At 69.0% G+C, this 18,775-nt stretch carries 19 protein-coding genes; 11 read left to right on the top strand and 8 right to left on the bottom strand.

The window, feature by feature from the left end:
• Positions 1 to 23 precede the first annotated feature (23 nt).
• Both ACXIZN_RS11150 and ACXIZN_RS11145 read left to right on the top strand, forming a co-directional pair.
• Positions 24 to 1,439, top strand: coding sequence for an MFS transporter (locus ACXIZN_RS11150; RefSeq protein ID WP_457954138.1), 1,416 nt, complete (start codon positions 24 to 26; stop codon positions 1,437 to 1,439).
• On the top strand, positions 1,436 to 2,179 hold the full coding sequence (locus ACXIZN_RS11145; protein ID WP_457954136.1) for an isocitrate lyase/PEP mutase family protein: 744 nt from the start codon (positions 1,436 to 1,438) through the stop codon (positions 2,177 to 2,179). The genes ACXIZN_RS11150 and ACXIZN_RS11145 overlap by 4 nt, the downstream gene beginning before the upstream one ends.
• A 55-nt stretch (positions 2,180 to 2,234) precedes the next feature.
• Here the strand turns inward: ACXIZN_RS11145 and ACXIZN_RS11140 are convergent, their stop codons facing one another.
• Positions 2,235 to 3,371 (bottom strand): serine hydrolase domain-containing protein, encoded by a 1,137-nt coding sequence (locus ACXIZN_RS11140; RefSeq protein WP_457954134.1) that lies wholly within the window; start codon positions 3,369 to 3,371, stop codon positions 2,235 to 2,237.
• A gap of 213 nt (positions 3,372 to 3,584) precedes the next feature.
• Here ACXIZN_RS11140 and ACXIZN_RS11135 point away from each other — a divergent pair, with 213 nt between their 5' ends.
• Complete coding sequence (locus tag ACXIZN_RS11135; RefSeq protein WP_457954132.1) at positions 3,585 to 4,079, top strand: hypothetical protein; 495 nt, start codon at positions 3,585 to 3,587, stop codon at positions 4,077 to 4,079.
• On the opposite strand, the gene ACXIZN_RS11130 is transcribed toward ACXIZN_RS11135, so the two are convergent.
• Positions 4,076 to 4,429, bottom strand: a complete 354-nt coding sequence (locus ACXIZN_RS11130) for a hypothetical protein (RefSeq protein ID WP_457954130.1) — start codon at positions 4,427 to 4,429, stop codon at positions 4,076 to 4,078. The two genes, ACXIZN_RS11135 and ACXIZN_RS11130, sit on opposite strands and share 4 nt — an antisense overlap.
• A gap of 79 nt (positions 4,430 to 4,508) precedes the next feature.
• On the opposite strand from ACXIZN_RS11130, the gene ACXIZN_RS11125 reads away from it, so the two are divergent.
• The 4 genes from ACXIZN_RS11125 (at position 4,509) to ACXIZN_RS11110 (ending at position 6,649) form a co-directional block, all read left to right on the top strand.
• Entirely contained in the window at positions 4,509 to 4,904 is a 396-nt protein-coding gene (locus ACXIZN_RS11125) for a GntR family transcriptional regulator (protein ID WP_457954128.1), read from the top strand.
• A complete protein-coding gene (locus ACXIZN_RS11120; RefSeq protein ID WP_457954126.1) occupies positions 4,901 to 5,926 on the top strand; it encodes a DUF1648 domain-containing protein in 1,026 nt (341 codons plus the stop codon). Before ACXIZN_RS11125 ends, ACXIZN_RS11120 begins: the two co-directional genes overlap by 4 nt.
• A 27-nt stretch (positions 5,927 to 5,953) precedes the next feature.
• Positions 5,954 to 6,223: a PASTA domain-containing protein gene (locus ACXIZN_RS11115; RefSeq protein WP_457954125.1), complete on the top strand. Its 270-nt coding sequence runs from the start codon at positions 5,954 to 5,956 to the stop codon at positions 6,221 to 6,223.
• 75 nt (positions 6,224 to 6,298) lie between these two features.
• Positions 6,299 to 6,649 carry a DUF5997 family protein gene (locus ACXIZN_RS11110; protein ID WP_457960494.1) on the top strand — a complete coding sequence of 117 codons (351 nt, stop codon included), beginning with the start codon at positions 6,299 to 6,301 and terminating at the stop codon, positions 6,647 to 6,649.
• A gap of 115 nt (positions 6,650 to 6,764) precedes the next feature.
• On the opposite strand, the gene ACXIZN_RS11105 is transcribed toward ACXIZN_RS11110, so the two are convergent.
• Positions 6,765 to 7,517, bottom strand: coding sequence for a LysR family transcriptional regulator substrate-binding protein (locus tag ACXIZN_RS11105; RefSeq protein ID WP_457954123.1), 753 nt, complete (start codon positions 7,515 to 7,517; stop codon positions 6,765 to 6,767).
• 173 nt (positions 7,518 to 7,690) lie between these two features.
• On the opposite strand from ACXIZN_RS11105, the gene ACXIZN_RS11100 reads away from it, so the two are divergent.
• Positions 7,691 to 8,317 carry an MmpS family transport accessory protein gene (locus ACXIZN_RS11100; protein WP_457954122.1) on the top strand — a complete coding sequence of 209 codons (627 nt, stop codon included), beginning with the start codon at positions 7,691 to 7,693 and terminating at the stop codon, positions 8,315 to 8,317.
• Between the two features lie 104 nt (positions 8,318 to 8,421).
• Here the strand turns inward: ACXIZN_RS11100 and ACXIZN_RS11095 are convergent, their stop codons facing one another.
• The 5 genes from ACXIZN_RS11095 to ACXIZN_RS11075 are packed head-to-tail and all read right to left on the bottom strand — an operon-like array spanning position 8,422 to position 15,680.
• On the bottom strand, positions 8,422 to 11,145 hold the full coding sequence (locus tag ACXIZN_RS11095; protein WP_457954120.1) for an AbfB domain-containing protein: 2,724 nt from the start codon (positions 11,143 to 11,145) through the stop codon (positions 8,422 to 8,424).
• A gap of 9 nt (positions 11,146 to 11,154) precedes the next feature.
• Positions 11,155 to 12,147 carry an ABC transporter permease gene (locus ACXIZN_RS11090; protein WP_457954119.1) on the bottom strand — a complete coding sequence of 331 codons (993 nt, stop codon included), beginning with the start codon at positions 12,145 to 12,147 and terminating at the stop codon, positions 11,155 to 11,157.
• Positions 12,144 to 13,100, bottom strand: coding sequence for an ABC transporter permease (locus tag ACXIZN_RS11085; RefSeq protein ID WP_126735093.1), 957 nt, complete (start codon positions 13,098 to 13,100; stop codon positions 12,144 to 12,146). The genes ACXIZN_RS11090 and ACXIZN_RS11085 overlap by 4 nt, the downstream gene beginning before the upstream one ends.
• A gap of 34 nt (positions 13,101 to 13,134) precedes the next feature.
• Entirely contained in the window at positions 13,135 to 14,610 is a 1,476-nt protein-coding gene (locus ACXIZN_RS11080; RefSeq protein WP_457954117.1) for a sugar ABC transporter ATP-binding protein, read from the bottom strand.
• 2 nt (positions 14,611 to 14,612) lie between these two features.
• Positions 14,613 to 15,680 carry an ABC transporter substrate-binding protein gene (locus ACXIZN_RS11075; protein ID WP_457954115.1) on the bottom strand — a complete coding sequence of 356 codons (1,068 nt, stop codon included), beginning with the start codon at positions 15,678 to 15,680 and terminating at the stop codon, positions 14,613 to 14,615.
• Between the two features lie 161 nt (positions 15,681 to 15,841).
• Between ACXIZN_RS11075 and ACXIZN_RS11070 the strand changes: the two genes are divergently transcribed.
• The 3 genes from ACXIZN_RS11070 to ACXIZN_RS11060 all read left to right on the top strand — a co-directional run bounded on the left by ACXIZN_RS11070 (position 15,842) and on the right by ACXIZN_RS11060 (position 18,672).
• On the top strand, positions 15,842 to 16,840 hold the full coding sequence (locus ACXIZN_RS11070; RefSeq protein WP_034318806.1) for a LacI family DNA-binding transcriptional regulator: 999 nt from the start codon (positions 15,842 to 15,844) through the stop codon (positions 16,838 to 16,840).
• Between the two features lie 90 nt (positions 16,841 to 16,930).
• Positions 16,931 to 18,034 carry a sensor histidine kinase gene (locus ACXIZN_RS11065; RefSeq protein ID WP_457954114.1) on the top strand — a complete coding sequence of 368 codons (1,104 nt, stop codon included), beginning with the start codon at positions 16,931 to 16,933 and terminating at the stop codon, positions 18,032 to 18,034.
• Positions 18,031 to 18,672 carry a response regulator gene (locus tag ACXIZN_RS11060; RefSeq protein WP_457954112.1) on the top strand — a complete coding sequence of 214 codons (642 nt, stop codon included), beginning with the start codon at positions 18,031 to 18,033 and terminating at the stop codon, positions 18,670 to 18,672. The genes ACXIZN_RS11065 and ACXIZN_RS11060 overlap by 4 nt, the downstream gene beginning before the upstream one ends.
• Positions 18,673 to 18,775 lie beyond the last annotated feature (103 nt).

Below are 18,775 nucleotides of genomic sequence, written 5' to 3'. Positions count from 1 at the left end.
AAACCTTCCACCAAGGAGAAACCTTGACACCCAAACAGGTGTGGGTTCTGGGACTCGCCTCACTGGCGTCGTTCATGATGGCGCTGGACAGCCAGGTCGTGACGACCGCGCTGGGCACGATCCGCCGGGATCTGACCGCGTCGATCGAGCAGCTCGAATGGACCGTCAACGCCTACAACCTCAGCTTCGCCGTCCTGCTGCTCACCGGTGCGGCACTCGGCGACCGGTTCGGCCGCCGCCGGATGTTCGCCACCGGCATCACGGTGTTCACCGTCGCCTCGGTGGGCTGCGCGCTGTCGGCCGACATCGGCACGCTGATCGCCGCGCGGGCAGCGCAGGGCGTCGGGGCCGCGATGGTGCTGCCGCTGTCGCTCACCCTGATCAGCGCGATCTTCCCGCCCGAACAGCGCGGCAAAGCGATGGGGCTCTATCTGGGACTCACCGGCCTGGCGACGTTCAGCGGCCCGTTCATCGGCGGTGTCATCGCCGAAGGGCTGGCCTGGCAAGGGATCTTCTGGCTCAACCTGCCGATCGGCGTGGCCGCGGTGCTGCTGACGCTCCGGCGCGTCGACGAGAGCACCGGACCGGCCACGCGATTCGACCTGGGCGGCGTCGTGCTGGTGACGCTGGGATCGCTGGGCATCGTGTGGGGCCTGGTCCGGGGAAACCTCGCGGGCTGGGGCAGTGGCGAAGTACTGGGCTCGCTGGCGCTCGGCGTCGCGCTGGTGATCGCGTTCGTGTACTGGGAACGGCACAGCGAAGCGCCGATGCTGCCGATGCGGTTCTTCCGGCTGCGGGCCTTCTCCACGGCGAACGCGGCGAACTTCTGCGTCTTCGCCTCGCTGTACGGCACGTTGTTCTTCCTGCCGCAGTACTTCCAGGCGGCGCAAGGACTCGGACCGTTCGAGGCGGGACTGCGCCTGATGCCGTGGACCGCGACCCTGATGATCTGCGCGCCCGTCGCGGGCAGACTGGCGGACAAGTACAGCGCGCGCACGTTCGTGGCCGCCGGCCTGTTGCTCCAGACCGTAGGCATGAGCTGGATCGCCCTGGTCGCCGCGCCCGGCACAAGCTACGCCGCCCTGCTGCCGGGGCTGATCGTCAGCGGCGTCGGCCTCACTTCGGCCATGCCAGCCGCGCAGCGATCGGTCGTCGGGGCCGTCCGGCCGCCCGAGATCGGGCAGGCGTCGGGCGCGTTCATGACGTTGCGGATCTTCGGCGGGGTGTTCGGCGTCGCGGTGGCGGTCACCGTCTTCGCCGGCTCCGGAAGTCACGGGTCGCCGGAGGAATTCGGCGGCGGTTTCACCGCGGCGATGGGCACCGTCGTCGCGTTCGCCTTCACGGGACTGCTGGTCGCCTTGGGGATGCCGGGCAGGCGACCGGCCCGAACACCACGGGCACCCGCCCTGTCCGGTACCGATCGAGGAGGAGACCGATGACCGATCTGAACGCTGGAGCCGAAACGCTCCGTGCCCTGCACAGCGGGGAAATGCTGGTCCTGCCGAACGTCTGGGACGCCGCGAGCGCCGAAGTCGTGGCGGAGGCGGGGTTCCCAGCGATCGCCACCGCCAGTGCCGCCGTGTCGGCGATGCTCGGCCATCCCGACGGTGAAGGCGCGCCGTGGCAGGAGATGTTCGCGGCCGCGGGCCGGGTCGCCCGTGCGGTCTCGTTGCCGGTCACCGTGGACGCGGAAGCGGGCTACGGCCTGGCTCCGCGGGAATTCGTGGACCGGTTGCTGGAGACCGGCGCCGTCGGCTGCAACCTGGAGGACACCGATCACCGGACCGGCGAGCTGATCGACGCCGGCCACCACGCCCAGCGCCTCGCGGAGATCCGTTCGGCCGCGACCGAGGCGGGCGTCCCGATCGTCGTCAACGCCCGCGTCGACGCGTTCCTGGGTGATCGCGGGGTCCCGGAGCCGGAAAGGCTCGCCGAGGCCATCCGGCGGGGCAGGCTCTACCGGGAGGCAGGTGCCGACTGCGTGTACCCGATCGGCGTGCGACGTCGCGCCGACATGGCCGCGCTGGTCACCGAACTCGCGTGCCCGGTGAACGGCAACGTCGGTGAGGAACTGGATATGGCCGCGCTCCGCGAGATCGGCGTGGCCCGGGTGTCGTACGGCCCGCGCTTCTATTTCGCGGCCCTGGAGGGATTCCGGGCGGCCATCGAGAGGCTGTAGGGGGTTGCGGAAGCCACTTTCGCGACGTCGAACGTGGCTTTCGCACCTTCTCCCGTCACTTGCAGAACGCGGCGTCCACAGTGGCCATGACCGCTTTGGAACCCTTCTGCCCGTCGCCGAAGGTGCCCGGCATCGCGGTCACGGCGAGCCCGACGACCCGGCCGTCTTCCGTTGCCCCACCACGGGTTTCGAATCCGTGGATGTCCCCGCCGTGCCCCCAGTACACGCCGCCGCAGCTGAGCGGATTGCTCATCAGGCCGAGCCCGTACTTGGTGCCGGGGAACAGCGGCGCGTCGACCGTCTTCCGCATTTCGGCCAGCTGCGCGGCGGGCAGCAACCTGCCATCGAGCAACACCTTGAAGAACTTGCCGAGGTCACTGGGTGTCGAGATCAGCTGCCCGGCGGCGCCGCCCCAGGACGGGTCGAGCTCGGTCGCGTCGATCACCTTTCCGGTGGCGGCGTTGCCGATGGCGTAGCCCTGCGGATGCCGTCCCTGGATGGTCTGGTCGCCGACCTGCGGCCAGTAGGTGTGCTTCAGGCCCGCCTTCTTGATCACGCGTTCGGTGATCTGTTCCTGGATCGGACGTCCGGTCACCTTCTCGATCAGCATGCCCGCCAGCAGGTAGCCGGTGTTGCTGTACTCCCATTCGGTGCCGGGCGCGAACTTCGCCGGGTGGCTCAGGGCCGCGGCGAGCAGCTCGTGGTTCGGGATGTACCGGTGCTGCACCTGCTCGAAGTTCTCCAGGCCGAGGTACTCGGTGTAGTTCGGCAGCCCGCTCGTGTGCTGAAGCAGCTGCCGGACGGTGATCTTGGTGGCGTCGATGCCCTCGCCGCGCACGATCCCGGGAAGGTACTTCTCGATCGGCGCGTCCAGCTCCACCTTGCCCTCGGCCACCAGTTGCAGGACCGCGACCGCCGTGAAGGTCTTGGTGTTGCTGCCCGCCCGGACCGTGCCGTCCCGGGGAACCGGGACCTGGCGATCGATCCGCGAAGACCCCGCGACCAGCGACGCCGTCCGCCTTCCCTCCGCAACGTAGGCGAGCGCGGCCGGGAACTTCTCCTGACGCACCAACGAGTCCAGGCTCTTCTGCAGCTCCGTCCCCTTGGCCGGGGCGGCGTCCGCCGCCGTGGTCCACGCGGCGCCCATCAGGCCCGCCACCGTCAGGACCACGACACCCTTGCGTACCGTCATTCGCACTCCTCGCTCGATCGGATCGACATCTACGACCTTGGCCGAACCGGGCACGAAGATCAGGAGTGCTGACTGCCGAATCCCGGGTAGCGCTGGCGCTACCCCGCCGAAAATTTTCGGACCAGAATTCGTCCCACCATTGTCGGCGCGGGATGCGGCTGACTAAGGTCAGTTCGGAAAGTGGACTAGACCACCCGAGGCCGGGAGGCGACGATGCCCCTCGACGAACAGCAGACCTGGGCACTGCTGCGCGAGCTGGACCAACCCGGCCACTGGGAGGTGCCGCACGACTTCGACGGACCGGCCGAACGGGCCCGCTTCGAGCGACTGGCCGAACGGCTGGGCCACCGATTCGGCTGCACCTGCGAAGTCGACCGCAACGTCCAGGACGCCAGCCACCTCGGCAGGATCGCGATTCCGGCGAGCGCGACCTCAGCCGGAGATCTGGTGACCGTCACGGTCAGCAATTTCGGTGGCCTCGTCGCGGTGACACTGGGGAATCCGGGCAGCTACGACGAGGACGAGGAACGTGAGTTCTTTCCGGCGCCGGTCCGCGAACAGGTCGAAGACGAGCTGGAAGCGCTCGGCTACCTGCCCGTCTCCGAACACCCGTTGTGGACCAAGTACACCGGGATCAGCGGATTCGACGCCCTCTATCCCCCGGACCGGCCGCCGTCGTGGTGGGACCGGTTCTTCGAGTACCTCTAAGCATTGCTCGGCACGAGCGCGCCGGCGAGTTCCGCCGCGTCCGGCACGCTGACGAGCACCTCGTCGAACGGGAGCCCGGCGGCCGCGCGATCGATCTCGATCCGCAACCCCGGCATACCCCTGCGGGCGGACACCAACTGACGGACCCCTGCGCCCAGCCCCCAATAACCCACCTTCAGCACCCCGCTGATCAGCGCGCCGGCCCGTCCCCCGCGCGTTCGCCGCAGGGGCGCGTCGACGTACTCGACGACCTTGATCGCCGCCCGCGGCACGACGACTTCGTCGCGCCACACGGCCAGTCGCTCCCAGGCCGAGAACCTCACCCGCACTCCGCCATCGGTGATGTCCATCGTCGCCATCGTGACCACTTCCCTCCATAGCCAGCTGATGTAGTTGTTATAGCAAGTGTATAGCAGATATCCTTGTGGGGTGTTGCTGACTCTCGACCTCGACAGCGAGGTTCCGATCTACCAGCAGATCCGCGACCGGATCGTCGAAGCCGTCGCCGACGGCGTGCTGGCCGAGGGCAGCGCCCTGCCCTCCACCCGGCAGCTCGGCGCCGATCTCGGGATCAACTTCCACACCGTCAACAAGGCCTACGACCTGCTGCGGACGCAGGGCTTCATCCGGATCAACCGCAAGACCGGCGCGGTCGTCCGGCGGGACGCGTCCTCCGGTCCGGCGGAAGACGGCTACGCGGACGAATGGCAGGAGCGCCTGCGCACCTTGCTCGCCGAAGCCGTCGCTCTCGGTCTCGGCCCGCGCGACGTGACCAGCCGGTGCGAGTCCGTGCTGGACTCTTTCGCCGTGAGCGCCCGGCGATGACCGGACCGCTTTGGCTGAACTTGGCCCTGATCGCGTTCACGGCGGCCACTTTCGCGTCCGCACCCGCGCTGGCACGGCCGACCCTTCCCTTCGGCGTCCGGGTCCCGGCCCGGCGCACCGGCGAGGCCGTCATCCGCCTCGCGCGCCGTCGCTACAACCGGGGAATCGCGGTGGGCGCGGTCCTCGCCTGCGGCGTCGTTCTCATCGGCGGGCTCGACCCCGAGATCGTCCTGATCGGTCTCGTCGCGGCCTATTCGCTGCTCGGCGGCCTGGCCGGTCGTTCGATCGCCGCCGCGAAACGCGAGGAGGGCTGGTACACCGGGACACCGCAGGCGGTCACCGCCGACACGTCGCTGCGCTCGGATCCGGTCCGTCCACAGTGGATCCTGCTGGCGCCGGCGGCGCTGCTCACCGTCGTCACGGCGATCATCGGCCTGTTCGCGGGCACGGCGAACTTCTCGACGGTCCTCACGCAGATCCTGGTCCTGGTGCTCGTCCCGATCCTGACCATCGCCATCTCACGGGCCCGGCCCGAGATCGACGCCGCACAGCCGTCCGCGTCGGCTTCGCGCTACCGGGAGTACCTGCACGGGGTACTCAGCCTGCTCCTGATCTCCGTGGGCTGTGTCAACGCGACCATGCTCGTCGTTTCGCTCCAGCTCTGGCAGGTCGTGGAGACGACGGTGCCGACCACGATCGTGGCCTACCTGCCCCTCGTCGCCGCCTTCATCGCGTGGACCGTCTTCTCCGTCCGGGCAGGCGACGCCGGGCACCGGTTGTCGCCAACCGGCGACGAACCGGAGACCCGGTACGAACAACGCGACGACGACCGCTACTGGCACGCCGCCGGAATGGTCTACCTGAACCGGAACGATCCCGCGCTCCTGGTGCACCGGCGGGTCGGGACCTACTGGACGCTCAATCTCGGGCATCCGATCGCCTGGGTCGTGCTCGCCGCGGTCGCCGTGACCGGGCTGCTCGCCGGGCTCGGCGTCGTGATCCTCCCGGCGAAGAGCGGCTGACGGTACCCTGGCCGTGGGTGAGGAACCGTGGCCGTGGTGCCGGACTTCGTGGGAAAGCAGGCTCTTGACGCCTGGCTGGCCGGGCACGACGCGGGCCTGTCGCTGCAAGGCCCCGATCCGGACAGCCCCCATCCCCTGCTGAACGGCCAGGTCGTCGCGCAGGTGCCCGCGGCCGGGACGCGGCTGTCGCGATGGAGCGTGGTGACCGTCTGGATCACCGGCGGCGGCGACCCCGCCGGCGTCCGTGAGCCGCGTCGGCCGCTGCCGAACCTGCTCGAAGACCAGGCCGAGGGCTGATCACCGGGTGTGATCGGCGGTGCCCGGGCCGCTCGTTACCCTGAGGGAATGACGTCGCAGAAAACCCCTCAAACCATGAAGCCCGCGACAGCGGCGAAGAAGCTGGGTGTGTACCTCGAGGCGACCCCGGCGGAGTTCCAGGAGGGTGTCGTCTCCCGCGACGAGCTGAACGCGCTGCAGGCCGAGCCGCCCGAGTGGCTGCGGGAACTGCGCCGCAACGGGCCGCATCCGCGTCCGGTCATCGCGGCGAAGCTGGGCGTCTCCATCAGCGGTCTGGCGCGGGGCGGGATCACCGGCGCCCTCACCACCGAGGAGATCGACGCGATCAAGAACGAGAACCCCGACTGGCTGCAGCGGGAGCGTGAGACGCAGGCCGAGGTGCGCAAGGAGGAGGCGCGCCTCAAGGCCACCCGCGGCGAAAGCTGACCTCAGTTCAGGCCGTGCCGGAGGACGTCGCGAAAGCCACTTTCGCGACGCCTGATGTCCCGAAAGTGGCTTTCGCGACGTCTTCCGCGACCAAGAGCGGCCCCGGCCACCGGTGCTAACCGCGACGACGGGGCTTGCCGCGCTTCCCGCCCTGAGGAGCGCGGCGATTCCCGACCTGCGGCTTCCGGCCGGCGGGCTGAGGGCGTTTGGCCTTCGCGGGGGTCTTCTTCTCCGGCGCCGGCTTTTCCTGGGCCTGCTGCCGCCCGCGCGTGCTGTTGACCGTGCGGCCGCGCACGATCCCGATGAACTGCTCCATCAGGTCGGAGGTCTCTTCGTCCGGCCAGGACAACGCGACACCGGATTCGAGCGTGCCGGAGATCGGGCGGTAGGTCAGGTCGCGCCGGTGGTGCAGCCGTGCGAGCGACTGCGGGACGACGAGGAGCCCGACACCGGCGGCGACCAGCTCGATGGCGTCCGCCGTGGTGGCGGGGCGCTCCAGCGCGGGTTTCCCCGGCGGCCGCTCCCAGTCCAGCGTGTCGTCGAGCGGGTGCAGCACGATTTCGTCGGCGATATCGTCGACGGAGACCTCGTCCGCGGCGGCGACCAGGTGGTCCTTGGGGACGACCACGACGGTCGTCTCGGTGTAGAGCGGGATCGCGTGCAGCCCTTCGCGATCGATGGGAAGCCTCAACAGGACGGCGTCCACCTCGCGCTCCCGGACCAGCCCGGCGGCCTCGGCCGCGGTCGTCTGGACGAGTTCGAGCGGCACGTCGGGCGACCGCTCGTTCCAGATCCGGCCCCACTTCGAGGGCGTCACGCCGGGGACGTACGCGAGCTTGAAGGAGGCGGGTGTGTCCGGGCCGGTCATGAGCGCAAGGTTACCGGGAGTATCGACGGAGGACTCCGGGGCCCGCGATGCTCGACCATGGCCCTTAGGGTCTTTCGACCTGTATTCGGTGCTTGAGGTAACGGTGGCCGCGAACGGCTCGACTCGTGGTGCAGGGCGTCCACGGGGACGCTGGAACGAAATGAGCGATTCACATGAGCCTTCCGCCCACGATGCCGCCCGCTCCGGAATCTCCGAATAAGCGGAAGAAATGGCCTTGGATCACCGGCGCCGTCGTCGCGGTCTTGTTGATCGTCGCGATCGCCGATGGCGGCAAGACCGATGATCCCGGGCGCACCGCGATCAGTGGTTCGACCTTGTCCAGCCCACCCATCGTGACCACCACGGATCCCGCTGTCGCGGCATCGGTGAGCTCCGCGGCCGAAGCGGCCCGCGAGTCCGTCTCACGTTCGATCGCCGAGTCGGCCGGCCGCTCGTCCGAGGCGGAACGGAAGTCCTCCGAAGCCGCGATCGCGCAGCGAAAGGCGGACGAAGAAGAGGCGAGCAAAGCCCGGAAGATCACTTACAGCGTGACCACCACGGGATCGGGCATCTCGTCCGTCACCTACCTGAAGCCCGGCTTCAATATTTCCCAGGAAACGAACGTCAAAGGCAAGAAGTGGTCCAAGACCATCGAGTCCGACGAATCGGCTCTGGGCATCAACATGAACGCGCAGAACGCGGGCGGGGGCACCATCACCTGCCGGATCAGCAGGGGTGACGGCACGACCATCGCCGAGAACAGCAGCTCCGGTGCTTACGCTGTGGTGAGCTGCGGCTGAGCACCGTCATCGTGGGCGAGCCGGTGTCCCCAATGTCGCATCAGGGACACTGAGCGTCTCAAATGCGACATTGGGAACCCGGCGCACCCACGGCGCGAGACCCGCTACGGCGCCCAGGCCGCGGAGACCGCCCAGGTCACGTCCTGGTCGTACGAGACCGGGTTGTCGAACGGGTGGCCACCGCCGCTGACGGCGACGTACACCTCCTCGGCGTAGTGCCGCATGTTCGTGCCCAGTTCGTTCACCGACGCCAGCCGCACTCCACCGGCCCCGGGCTGGGCGCAGAACGTCGCGTCCTTCCGGAACAGGTCGGTGTTGTCGTTCCCGCCCAGCCGCACCCGGAAGTCCGCGTGCCGCAGGAACTGGCCCGGATAGTTGCGCGCCTCCAGCGAGTAGCACGACGGATCCGCGAGACCGCGCCGCACGACGAACGTCGCGTCCGCCTTCAGCAACGCCGCGCTCCCCGCGTTCACCACGTCCGTCCGCGCGAGGCCGTCACGGTGCCGCAGGAACCGGTCGGTGAAGCCGGGTGTGGTCACCTTGAACGATCGCGCCTGGTCCAGCGGTAAATCCGCACCGCTGCGCCAAAGCGGGACAGACGCCGCCCACGTCGTGTCCGCCGCGAAGCTCGACGGCGTGTCCCACGGGTTCGGCCCGCCGCTGCGCGCCAGATAGACGGTCGCGCCGTAGTGCCGCAGGTACGCACCACGCTGGTTGAAGGACTCCAACGCTGTTCCGCCTGAGCCTTCCCTCGCGCAGAAGGTCGCGTCCCCGGCGAACAGCGCCGAGCCGTCGTTCGCGTCCTTGCGGATCCGCGACGACGCGTGCCGCAGGAAGTGCCCGGGGTAGTTCCGCGACTCGAACGACAGGCACGACGCGTCGGCCAGCCCCTGGCGGGCCCAGAACGTCGCGTCCTCCTTGGCGAGGTCCGCGCTGCCCTCGCCGAGGACGTCGGTCCTCACGAAATCGTCCTGGTGCCGAAGATAGCGATCCGTGTACCCCGCCGTGGTGACCCGCAACGACACGAGTTCGCCCCGGCCCACCTCGGTGCCCTTGGCGATGGCGAGCACCTTCTGGTTGATCTCGCGCACTCGCGCCTCGGTCATCTTCAGCACGCGGCGGTCGTAGGTGTAGAAGCCGTTGACCTCGTTCTCGACGTCGTACGGCTCGGTGTAGACCGACGCGGAAAGCCCGCGGCCGTGCACGAACCGCCCGACCTGCTTGGTGATCTCCACGTACCGGTTCGTCAGCGACGTCTCGTCCGGATACAGCGCGCCGTACGCGAAACCCTTGCCTGGCTCCCATTCGTGCCCGACGACGCGTCGCCCGAGGCCGCCGTACTCACCCAGCACGGCGATCCGGCGCGCGTCGGGTTGCCTCGTACCGGTGGAGACCTGGTACGCGTGATCGTCGATCACGTCGCCGTTGCCCGGGTCCGGATCGGACACACAGCAGTTCGATCCGGAGTTGTGGTTGATCAGCCTGGTGTCGTCGATCGAACGGACCAGGTCCACGATGCGCCCGGCCTCGTACTCGCCCCAGCCTTCGTTGAACGGCACCCATTGCACGATCGACGTGATGCCCTTGTGCTGCTCGATCATCCGCCGCAGTTCGGACTCGAAGTTCGCGTGCCCGTTCGGGACCTCGTCGACCGAGTCGAGCGACGGCATGTCCTGCCAGACCATCAGCCCGAGCCGGTCAGCGTGGTAGAACCACCGCGCGGGCTCGACCTTGATGTGCTTGCGGACCATGTTGAAGCCCAGCGCCTTCTGCCGTTCGAGGTCGAACCGCAGTGCCTCGTCGGTCGGCGCGGTGTAGATGCCGTCCGGCCAGTATCCCTGGTCGAGCGTGCCGAGCTGGAAGACGAACTTCCCGTTGAGCAGCGGCCGCATCACGCCGCCGACCATCGCCTTGCCCAGCGACCGCATGCCGAAGTACCCGGTGACGACGTCGCCTCCCGGCAGCCGGACGCGTAGGTCGTAAAGGAACGGATCGTCCGGTGACCACAGCCGCGCGTTCGGTACCGGGACCCGCAGGTGGGAGCCGACCGCGCCGGTGGCGGTCCCGACCACCTGGCCACCCGAAAGCACTTCGGCGGTCGCCTGCTGCCCGGGTGTGCCCTGGACGACGAGGTCGAGCGCGCCACCAGGAACGTCGGGAGTGGTGTCGAGCCGCGTGATGTGCTCCGCTCGCACAGGCTCCAGCCAGACGGTCTGCCAGATTCCCGACGCGGCCGTGTAGAAGATGCCGTCGGGCGTCTTGCGCTGCTTCCCCACCGGGTACCGGCTTCCGTCGACCGGCGACGCCACGCCGACGACGATCTCGTTCTCCCCCGCCTTGAGCGCCGGCGTGATGTCGAACGAGAAAGCGTCGAAACCACCGGTGTGGCTCCCGATCGACGTCCCGTTGACCCAGACCCGCGTCTCCCAGGTGACGGCACCGAAGTTGAGCTTCACCCGACGACCGTCCCAAGTGGACGGAACGGTGAACGTCCGGCGATAGAACATGTTGTCCTCATGCCGTTTGATCCCCGAAAGCATCGACTCGATCGGGTAGGGCACGAGGACGTTCTCGCTCAGCGGCCTGCCGATCGGCGGCGAGTTCAGGTTCGGCGCGCCGGTGAAACCCCAGGTCCCGTTGAGGTTGAGCCACTCCGACCGCACCAGTTGCGGGCGCGGGTACTCGGGCAGCGCGTTCGACGGGGAGACCTGGTCCGTCCACGGCGTCGGGAGCGGGACGGGGGCGGCTTGGGCGACGGGGACGAGTGTCGTCGCGGCGGCCAGCAGACCGGCCACGACGCTCAGGGCGCGCGCGGTTCTTCGGTGCATGCGATCTCCCTATCTCCGGGCGGTCGTACGGGCCAATGACCGTTGCAGCACAACGACCACCAAGAGGAACGCGCCGCTGACCACCGACTGGTAGTTGCTGTCGAGAGTTCCTATCTGGTTGATGACGTTCTGGATCACCGTTCGGATGCCAACGCCGATGACGGTTCCGAGAATCGTGCCCATTCCGCCGGTCAGGAGGGTGCCGCCGATGACGACGACCGAGATGGCGTCCAGTTCGAGGCCGACCCCGATCACCGTGACACCGGATTGCAGGTACGCCGCGGTGAGCGCGCCCGCGAGCCCGGACAGGACACCGCTCATCACGTAGACGGTGACCTTGGTGCGGGCCACCGGCAGCCCCATCAGTTTCGCGGACTGCTCCGAACCGCCGGTCGCGAACACCGACTGCCCGAACCGGGTCCGCCGCAGCAGCAGCCCGCCGATCAGGCAGAGCGCCGCCGCGATGAACACCGGATAGCCGAACCCGAGCAGCGTGCCGCGCCCGAGTTCGACGAACGCCTCGCCTTCCGGGATCTTGTACGTCGTCGCGCCCTCGGAGGTGATCGCGAGCAGCAGCCCGCGGGCGAACAGCAGAGACGCCAGCGTGACGATGAACGGCGCCATCCCGGTCTTCGCGACCAAAAGCCCATTGATCAGGCCGATCAGCCCGCACACCGCCAGCGGCAGCAGCAGCGCGACGAGGAATCCCCATTGCGACCCGTAGGCGGCGAGGACCCCGCCTAGCGCGTAGACCGACCCCACCGACAGGTCGATCCCGCCGGTGATGATCACGAACGTCATCCCGAGCGCGATGATGGCGAGGAACGAGCTCTGCAACGCGATGTCGCGCAGGTTGTCCAGGCTGCCGAAGCGCGGGAACAGCAGCCACGCGACGGCGACCATGAGCACCAGCGCGATCGCCGCGCCCTGTTTCTGCAGGACCCCGGTCATCAGCTCGCGCCGGGTGGAGTCCTGGGCGGCCATCGTGGGCGCCGCGGTCATCGGCTGCTCCGTTCCCGTGCGACGTACACCGCGCCGACGATGATCGCGGCCTGGATCATCTGCGCGGTCGAATCCGGCAGGTTGTGCTTGATGAGCGTGGCGCGGACGAGCTGCATGAGCAGGACCCCCATCACCGTGCCGAGGATGCGGACGCGCCCACCGGTCAGCGGGGTGCCGCCGACCACGACCGCGGTGATCGCGGACAGTTCCATCAGCAGGCCGGCGTCCGCGGGGTCGCCCGCGCCGAGCCGGGCCGTGGAGAGCACTCCGGCCAGCGCCGCGAGCAGCCCGCAGATCGCGTAGACGCCGATGAGGACGCGAGTGACCGGCAGTCCGGCGAGCACGCTGGCCCGCCGGTTGCCGCCGATCGCGACCAGCCGCCTGCCGAACGCCGTCTTCCCGACCAGCGCCGCCATCAGCACGGCGAGGACGGCCGCGATGAGCACGCTCACCGGGATCCCGAGCACCTCGCCGGTGCCGAGCGCGAGGAAACCCGGATCGTGCAGCTGGATCAGCTGGCCGTCGGCGAGCACCAGCGCGAGGCCGCGCCCGCCGACGAGCAACGCCAGCGTCGCCACGATGGGTTGGATCCCGACTCTGGCCACGAGAACCCCGTTGAACGCCCCCGCCGCCAGCCCCGCGGCGAGCGCGATGGCGACCGCGGGCAGCGTTCCGTAGCCGAGATAGAGCGGGACGAGCGCGGCCGACAGCGCCATCACCGCGCCCACCGACAGGTCGACGCCCTCGGTGCCGATCACCAGCGCCATCCCGAGTGCGACCACCAGTACCGGCGCGGCCTGGATGAGCTGGGTGCGGAAGTTGCCGACGGTCAGGAAGTTCGCCGTGAACGCGATGTTGAACAGCACGAGCGCGACGACGGCGACGTACACGCCGTACTCCTGCAGCCACCGCGCCGCCCGGGTCCGGTCCACCGTTTTCGCGGTATCCGTCATGGTGCTTCCCGGATCCTCTGTTCGTTGCCGGGTGCTAGTCATCCGCGCCTCCCGAAGCGATCGCGGCCAGCACGTGGTCCTGGGTCAGCTGCTCCCCCGCCAGTTCCCCGACCACCGCGCCGTCCTTGAGCACGATCAGCCGGTCGGCGCCGTCGAGGAGTTCGTCCATCTCCGACGAGATCAGCAGGACGGCGAGCCCGTCCTTCGCGAGTTCGTCGATGAGCGCCTGCACCTCCGCCTTCGCGCCGACGTCGATCCCCCGGGTCGGCTCGTCGAGCAGCAGCACCTTCGGTTCGGTGCAGAGCCAGCGGGCGAGCAGCACTTTCTGCTGGTTCCCGCCGGAGAGCTCCGCGACCTTCTGATCCGGGCTGGACACCTTGATCCGCAGGCGTTTCACGAACGTGTCGACGATCCTGTCCTGCCTCCCCCGGCTGACCAGGCCTAACCGGGAGAGCTTCGGCAACGCGGCGAGCACGATGTTCTCCCGTACCGAGAGATGCGGGATGATGCCCTCGGTCTTGCGGTCTTCGGCGAGCATGCTGACCCCCGCGCGCATCGCGGCGGCCACGTTCCCTTGCGGGACTTGCCTTCCGCCGACGAGGACGGTGCCACCGGACAGCGGCAGATCGCCGACGATCGCCCGCGCGGTCTCCGTCCGGCCGGAGCCGAGCAGCCCGGCGAGGCCGACGATCTCGCCGGGTTTGATCTCGACCGAGACGCCGCTGAGCCGGTTGCCGCTGGTGAGGCCCTCCGCGCGCAGCACCGGCTCCCGGCCCGCCTCGTGGTCGCCCTCGAACGCCGTCGCGCCGTGCGAGCGGATGTCGCCCACACTGCGGCCGAGCATCATCGACACCAGATCCAGCCGCGGCAGGTCGGCGAGCGGTCCGGTGTGGACCCGCTTGCCGTCCCGCAGCACCGTCACCCGTTCGCAGATCCGGTACAGCTCGTCCATCCGGTGGCTGACGTACACGATCGCGATCCCGCGTTCGTGCAGCCTGCCGATGACCTCGAACAGCGTCTCGACCTCACGCGGCTCCAGCGAGGACGTCGGCTCGTCCATGATCACGACGTCGGCGTCGACCGACACCGCGCGGGCCAGCGCCACCATCTGCTGCGCGCCGACCCCGAGTGTCCCGAGTGGACGGCGGACGTCGGCGTCGATGCCGTAGTCCTTCAGCAGCGCCGCCGCGGCGGCGTTCATCCGCGCCCAGTCCACCAGCCCGAACCGCTTCCGCGGCTCCCGGCCGAGGTACACGTTGCTCGCCACGCTCATCAGCGGGATGAGGTTGACCTCCTGGTAGATCGTGGAGATCGCGCCCCGCGCGTGGATCGTGCCGGAGTCCGGCTTGTGCACGCCGGTGAGCACCTTGATCAGCGTCGACTTCCCGGCGCCGTTCTCGCCAACCAGCGCGTGCACCTCGCCCGGCCGCAGCGCGAACGACACGTCGTCGAGCGCGCGCACCCCGGCGAACGTCTTCGTCACGCCTTCGACCTCGAGAACCGGTTCCATCGTCAGTACGCGTTCCCGAGCTTCTGGGCCGCGTTCGCCGAGTCGTACTGGTCGTCGGAGATCACCACGGTCGGCGGGATCTCCTTGCCGGCGGCGAAGTCCTGCAGCGTGGAGAAGGCGAGCGGGCCGAAGCGCGGGTTGGACTCGATCACCGCGTTGTAGCTGCCGTCGGCGACGAGCTGGACGGCGTTGCGGGTGCCATCGATCGAGACGATCTTGACGTCCTTGCCCGGTGTCTTGCCCGCGGCCTTGAGCGCGGTGACCGCGCCGATGCCCATCTCGTCGTTCTCGGCGTAGACGGCGGTGATCTCCGGGTTGCTCTGGATGAGCTGCTCCATGACCGCCTGGCCCTTGGACCGGTCGAACTCGCCGGTCTGCTCGGCGACGATCTGGATCCCCGTGGTCGCGGCGATCTCGTCCTTGAACCCCTTGGTGCGGTCGGTGGTCACGTTGTTGCCGGACGCGCCGAGCAGGATCGCGACCTTGCCGGTGCCGCCGGTGGCCTTCACCATCTCCTGCGCGGCGCGCTTGCCCTGCTCGACGAAGTTGGAGCCGATGAAGGTCAGGTAGTCGGTGCACGGCTGGGAGGTCACCTTGCGGTCGATCGTGACGACCGGGACCTTCTTGGCCTTCGCCGCGTCGAGGGCGGGCTGGAGACCGTCGGAGTTCAGCGGGGCGACGATGAGCAGCTGCGCTCCCCGGTCCAGCAGCGACTTGATGTCGCTGACCTGCTTGTTGAGATCGCTCTGCGCGTTGGTGATCAGGAGTTTGTCCGCCGGGACGCCGAGTTTCGTCGCTTCGTCCTTGATGGACTGCGTCTCGGCGATGCGGAACGGGTTCGCCTCCTTCTCCGACTGCGAGAAGCCGATGACCGCGTTCTTCACGTCCACCTGCGGGTAGCCGGTCTTCTCGCGGGCACATCCCGGCCCCGCGGCCTGGCTCGGCGCCGCCGAGGCGGCCGGTCCCGCCCCCGATGGGGCGGATTGCTGGTTCTCGCGGCTGGTGCAGGCCGTCAGCGCGAGCGCGAGGCCGGTCACCAGGAGCAGGGTGCGGCGGATGGGCAGGGACATCGATCGCTCCTCGGGGAAGTCGAGCACACGGATCTGCGGTGACCCATGTCACTCATAGGGACGATGCCAGATTTACATCGTTGGTACAACGTTGTAAATCCGCCGTTCGCGCGGCTAGGCTGTGCCGGATCTGTGCCGGAGCACTGCAGAGGGGAGCGAGGGTGGCCACGCTCAAGGACGTCGCCAAGCTTGCGGGCGTCTCGGTCAAGACCGTGTCGAACGTGGTCAACGGCTACGACTTCGTCAAGCCGGAGAACCGCAAGCGCGTCGAGGAAGCACTGGCGTCGACCGGATACCGGCCCAACCTCGGTGCCCGGAACCTCCGCCGCGGCCGCACCGGCTTCCTCGGGCTGATGCTGCCCGAGCTGAGCATCCCCTACTTCGGCGAGCTGGCGGGTCTGGTGCTGCAGGCGGCGCAGGAACACGAGTGGAACGTCCTCATCGAACAGACCCTCGGCACCAGGGAGCGCGAGCGCAACGCGCTGTCCGCGCTCGGCCCGCATCTGATCGACGGCGCGATCATCAGCCCGGAAGCGTTGCACACCAACGACTTCGAGGATCTGGCGCCAGGCGTGCCACTGGTGATGCTCGGCGAGCACGTCGTCGACGTCCCGATAGACCACGTCGGCATCGACAACGTCCAGGCCGCCCGGATCGCGGTGCGGCACCTGATCTCGCTCGGCCGCCGCCGGATCGCCGCCATCGGCGCGCATCCGCAACGCCACACCGCCGCGCAACGGCTGGAGGGCTACCACTCCGCGCTCGAAGAGGCCGGTCTCACGCCCATTCCCGAACTGGTCCTGCCCGCTTTGCGCTACCACCGTGCCAACGGCGCCGAGGCGATGGCGCATCTGCTCGCGCTGCCGGAACCGCCCGACGCGGTCTTCTGCTTCAACGACCTTCTCGCCATCGGCGCCCTGCGCGCGGCGGCCGAACGCGGCGTCCAAGTGCCGTCGGACATGGCGATCGTCGGCTTCGACAACAACGAGGAGAGCGCGTACAGCCTGCCTTCGCTCACGACGATCGCGCCGGACAAGGCGGCGATCGCGCGGGCCGCGGTCGACCTGCTTCGGCGGCGTATCGCCGGCGGGAGCGACCTGGAACCGGAAGACGTCCAGACGCCGTTCTCGCTGGAGATCCGGAACAGCACCATCGCCTAACCCCCGCATTTCGTCCTCTGAATGCGGTAGTTGCGTGTGCAAGGACCGCATTCAGAGGACTAAATGCGGGAGTCGTGGCATTGTGTGTCCGTGAACCGGGCCCTGGCCGTGCTGACCCTCGTCGCGTACGTGACGTTGCCGCTCGGCTCGGCCCGATACGAGACGCTCGTGCTGCCGACGCTCCTCACCGGGCTGGTCTACGCGGCGATCGCGATCGCCGGCTTCCCCTGGGTGCAGAAACACGGGCGCGCGTGGGCGATCGCGTACGTCTGCGTTCAGTTACCGCTCGGTTTCACCCTGTTCTCGCTGTCGGGCGCCGCCGTCGGTGCCGTCCTCCTTCTCGTGGTCCTCGTCTGCCACACCGTGTTGCTGCTGCCGCTGCCGGTGGCCTTCGGGGTCGCGGTGGTGATCCCGTTGATCCACCTGCCGATGGCGCCGCTGGACGGGCTCCGCGAGGGACTAGGGACGCTGGCGGTCATGGTCTTCGCCGCCGTGGTGACCGAGCTGGCCGTCCGTGAGAAGCGAGCCCGGGAGGAACTGGCCGAGGCGCACGAACGTCTCCGCGACCAGGCCGCGCAGGCCGAACAACTCGCCACGATCCAGGAGCGCAACCGCGTCGCGCGCGACATCCACGACGGGCTCGGTCACCATCTCACCGTCGTCCAGATGATGTTGCAGGCCGCCCGCGCGGTGATCGGCACCGGCGACACGGAACGGGCCGACGGGATGCTCGCCAAGGCACAGGACCAGTCGCGCGAGGCGCTGGCGGAGGTCCGCCGGTCGGTGTCGGCGTTGCGGGAGCCGCGTTCCGAACCGCTCGCGGACGCGGTGCGGGCGCTGTCGGAGGAGACTTCCGCGGCGGGCGTGCCGACCGGGTTCGAGATCAAGGGCACCGCGAGGGACACCCGCGCCGATGTGGAGGAGTCGCTGTTCCGGGCGGCTCAGGAGGGACTGACCAACGTGCGCAAGCACGCGCGGGCGACCGCCGCGACAGTCGTGCTCGACTACGATGTCACCGATCGGGTCCGGCTCGAAGTCCGCGACGACGGGGTCGGATTCGCCGGGGATCCCCCGCCGGACAAGGGTTTCGGTCTCGTGGGACTGCGCGAGCGGATCGCCGGGCTCGGCGGCAGCGTCTCGGTCGACTCCGAAGAGGGGCGTGGCTCGACGCTCACCGTGGAGGTGCCGGGGTGAGCGTCCGGGTGCTGATCGTCGACGACCAGGCGTTGTTCCGCGAAGCCTTGGCGACCCTGCTGGAGGTCCAGCCGGAGATCGACGTCGTCGGTGAGGCGGGCGACGGCGAGGAGGCCGTCCGGCTCTGCGCCGAACTCCGCCCCGACGTCGCGTTGATGGATCTGCGGATGCCGGTGCTCGACGGAATCGCCGCCACAGCCCGGCTTCGGGCCGAACAACCGGACGTGCGCGTCCTGGCGTTGACGACGTTCGACGACGACGAGGACGTCTTCGCCGCCTTGCGCGCGGGCGCGGTCGGCTACCTGCTCAAGGACGTCTCCTCGACGCGGCTGGTCGAAGCGCTGGTCGCGGCCCAGCGGGGCGAATCGGTGCTGCAGCCGTCGGTCGCGGCGAAACTCGTCGCGCACGTGGCGCGGCTCCCCGCCGAGGCACCCCGGCCGTCGACGACGCCGCTTTCGGAGCGTGAACTGGAGGTCGTCCGGCTCCTGGCGGACGGCCGCAGCAACCGCGAGATCGCCAAGACGCTGTTCCTCGCCGAGGGCACCGTGAAGAACCTCGTGACGAGTGTCCTGTCCAAGCTCCAGGTGCGGGATCGCACCCAGGCGGCGCTGCGCGCGAAGGAACTCGGCCTGTTCTGAGCGGTGGGTCGTGACCGGATGGACGACACGCGTGATCGGACGGACGACACGGTCACATGACCTCGCACATGACTTCCGGCACCTGCCCCCGTGACCCGACCCG

The sequence above is a fragment of the Amycolatopsis sp. TRM77291 genome (genome assembly GCF_054166285.1).
The sequence above is the reverse complement of the archived record's forward strand: the minus strand, read 5'-3'. Positions and strand labels throughout refer to the sequence as shown.

Coding starts and splice junctions, on each gene's coding strand:
- ACXIZN_RS11145 (WP_457954136.1), top strand. CDS start 1,436: ATGACCGATCTGAACGCTGGAGCCGAAACGCTCCGTGCCCTGCACAGC.
- ACXIZN_RS11140 (WP_457954134.1), bottom strand. CDS start 3,371: ATGACGGTACGCAAGGGTGTCGTGGTCCTGACGGTGGCGGGCCTGATG.
- ACXIZN_RS11135 (WP_457954132.1), top strand. CDS start 3,585: ATGCCCCTCGACGAACAGCAGACCTGGGCACTGCTGCGCGAGCTGGAC.
- ACXIZN_RS11130 (WP_457954130.1), bottom strand. CDS start 4,429: ATGGACATCACCGATGGCGGAGTGCGGGTGAGGTTCTCGGCCTGGGAG.
- ACXIZN_RS11120 (WP_457954126.1), top strand. CDS start 4,901: ATGACCGGACCGCTTTGGCTGAACTTGGCCCTGATCGCGTTCACGGCG.
- ACXIZN_RS11110 (WP_457960494.1), top strand. CDS start 6,299: ATGAAGCCCGCGACAGCGGCGAAGAAGCTGGGTGTGTACCTCGAGGCG.
- ACXIZN_RS11105 (WP_457954123.1), bottom strand. CDS start 7,517: ATGACCGGCCCGGACACACCCGCCTCCTTCAAGCTCGCGTACGTCCCC.
- ACXIZN_RS11100 (WP_457954122.1), top strand. CDS start 7,691: ATGAGCCTTCCGCCCACGATGCCGCCCGCTCCGGAATCTCCGAATAAG.
- ACXIZN_RS11095 (WP_457954120.1), bottom strand. CDS start 11,145: ATGCACCGAAGAACCGCGCGCGCCCTGAGCGTCGTGGCCGGTCTGCTG.
- ACXIZN_RS11090 (WP_457954119.1), bottom strand. CDS start 12,147: ATGACCGCGGCGCCCACGATGGCCGCCCAGGACTCCACCCGGCGCGAG.
- ACXIZN_RS11085 (WP_126735093.1), bottom strand. CDS start 13,100: ATGACGGATACCGCGAAAACGGTGGACCGGACCCGGGCGGCGCGGTGG.
- ACXIZN_RS11080 (WP_457954117.1), bottom strand. CDS start 14,610: ATGGAACCGGTTCTCGAGGTCGAAGGCGTGACGAAGACGTTCGCCGGG.
- ACXIZN_RS11075 (WP_457954115.1), bottom strand. CDS start 15,680: ATGTCCCTGCCCATCCGCCGCACCCTGCTCCTGGTGACCGGCCTCGCG.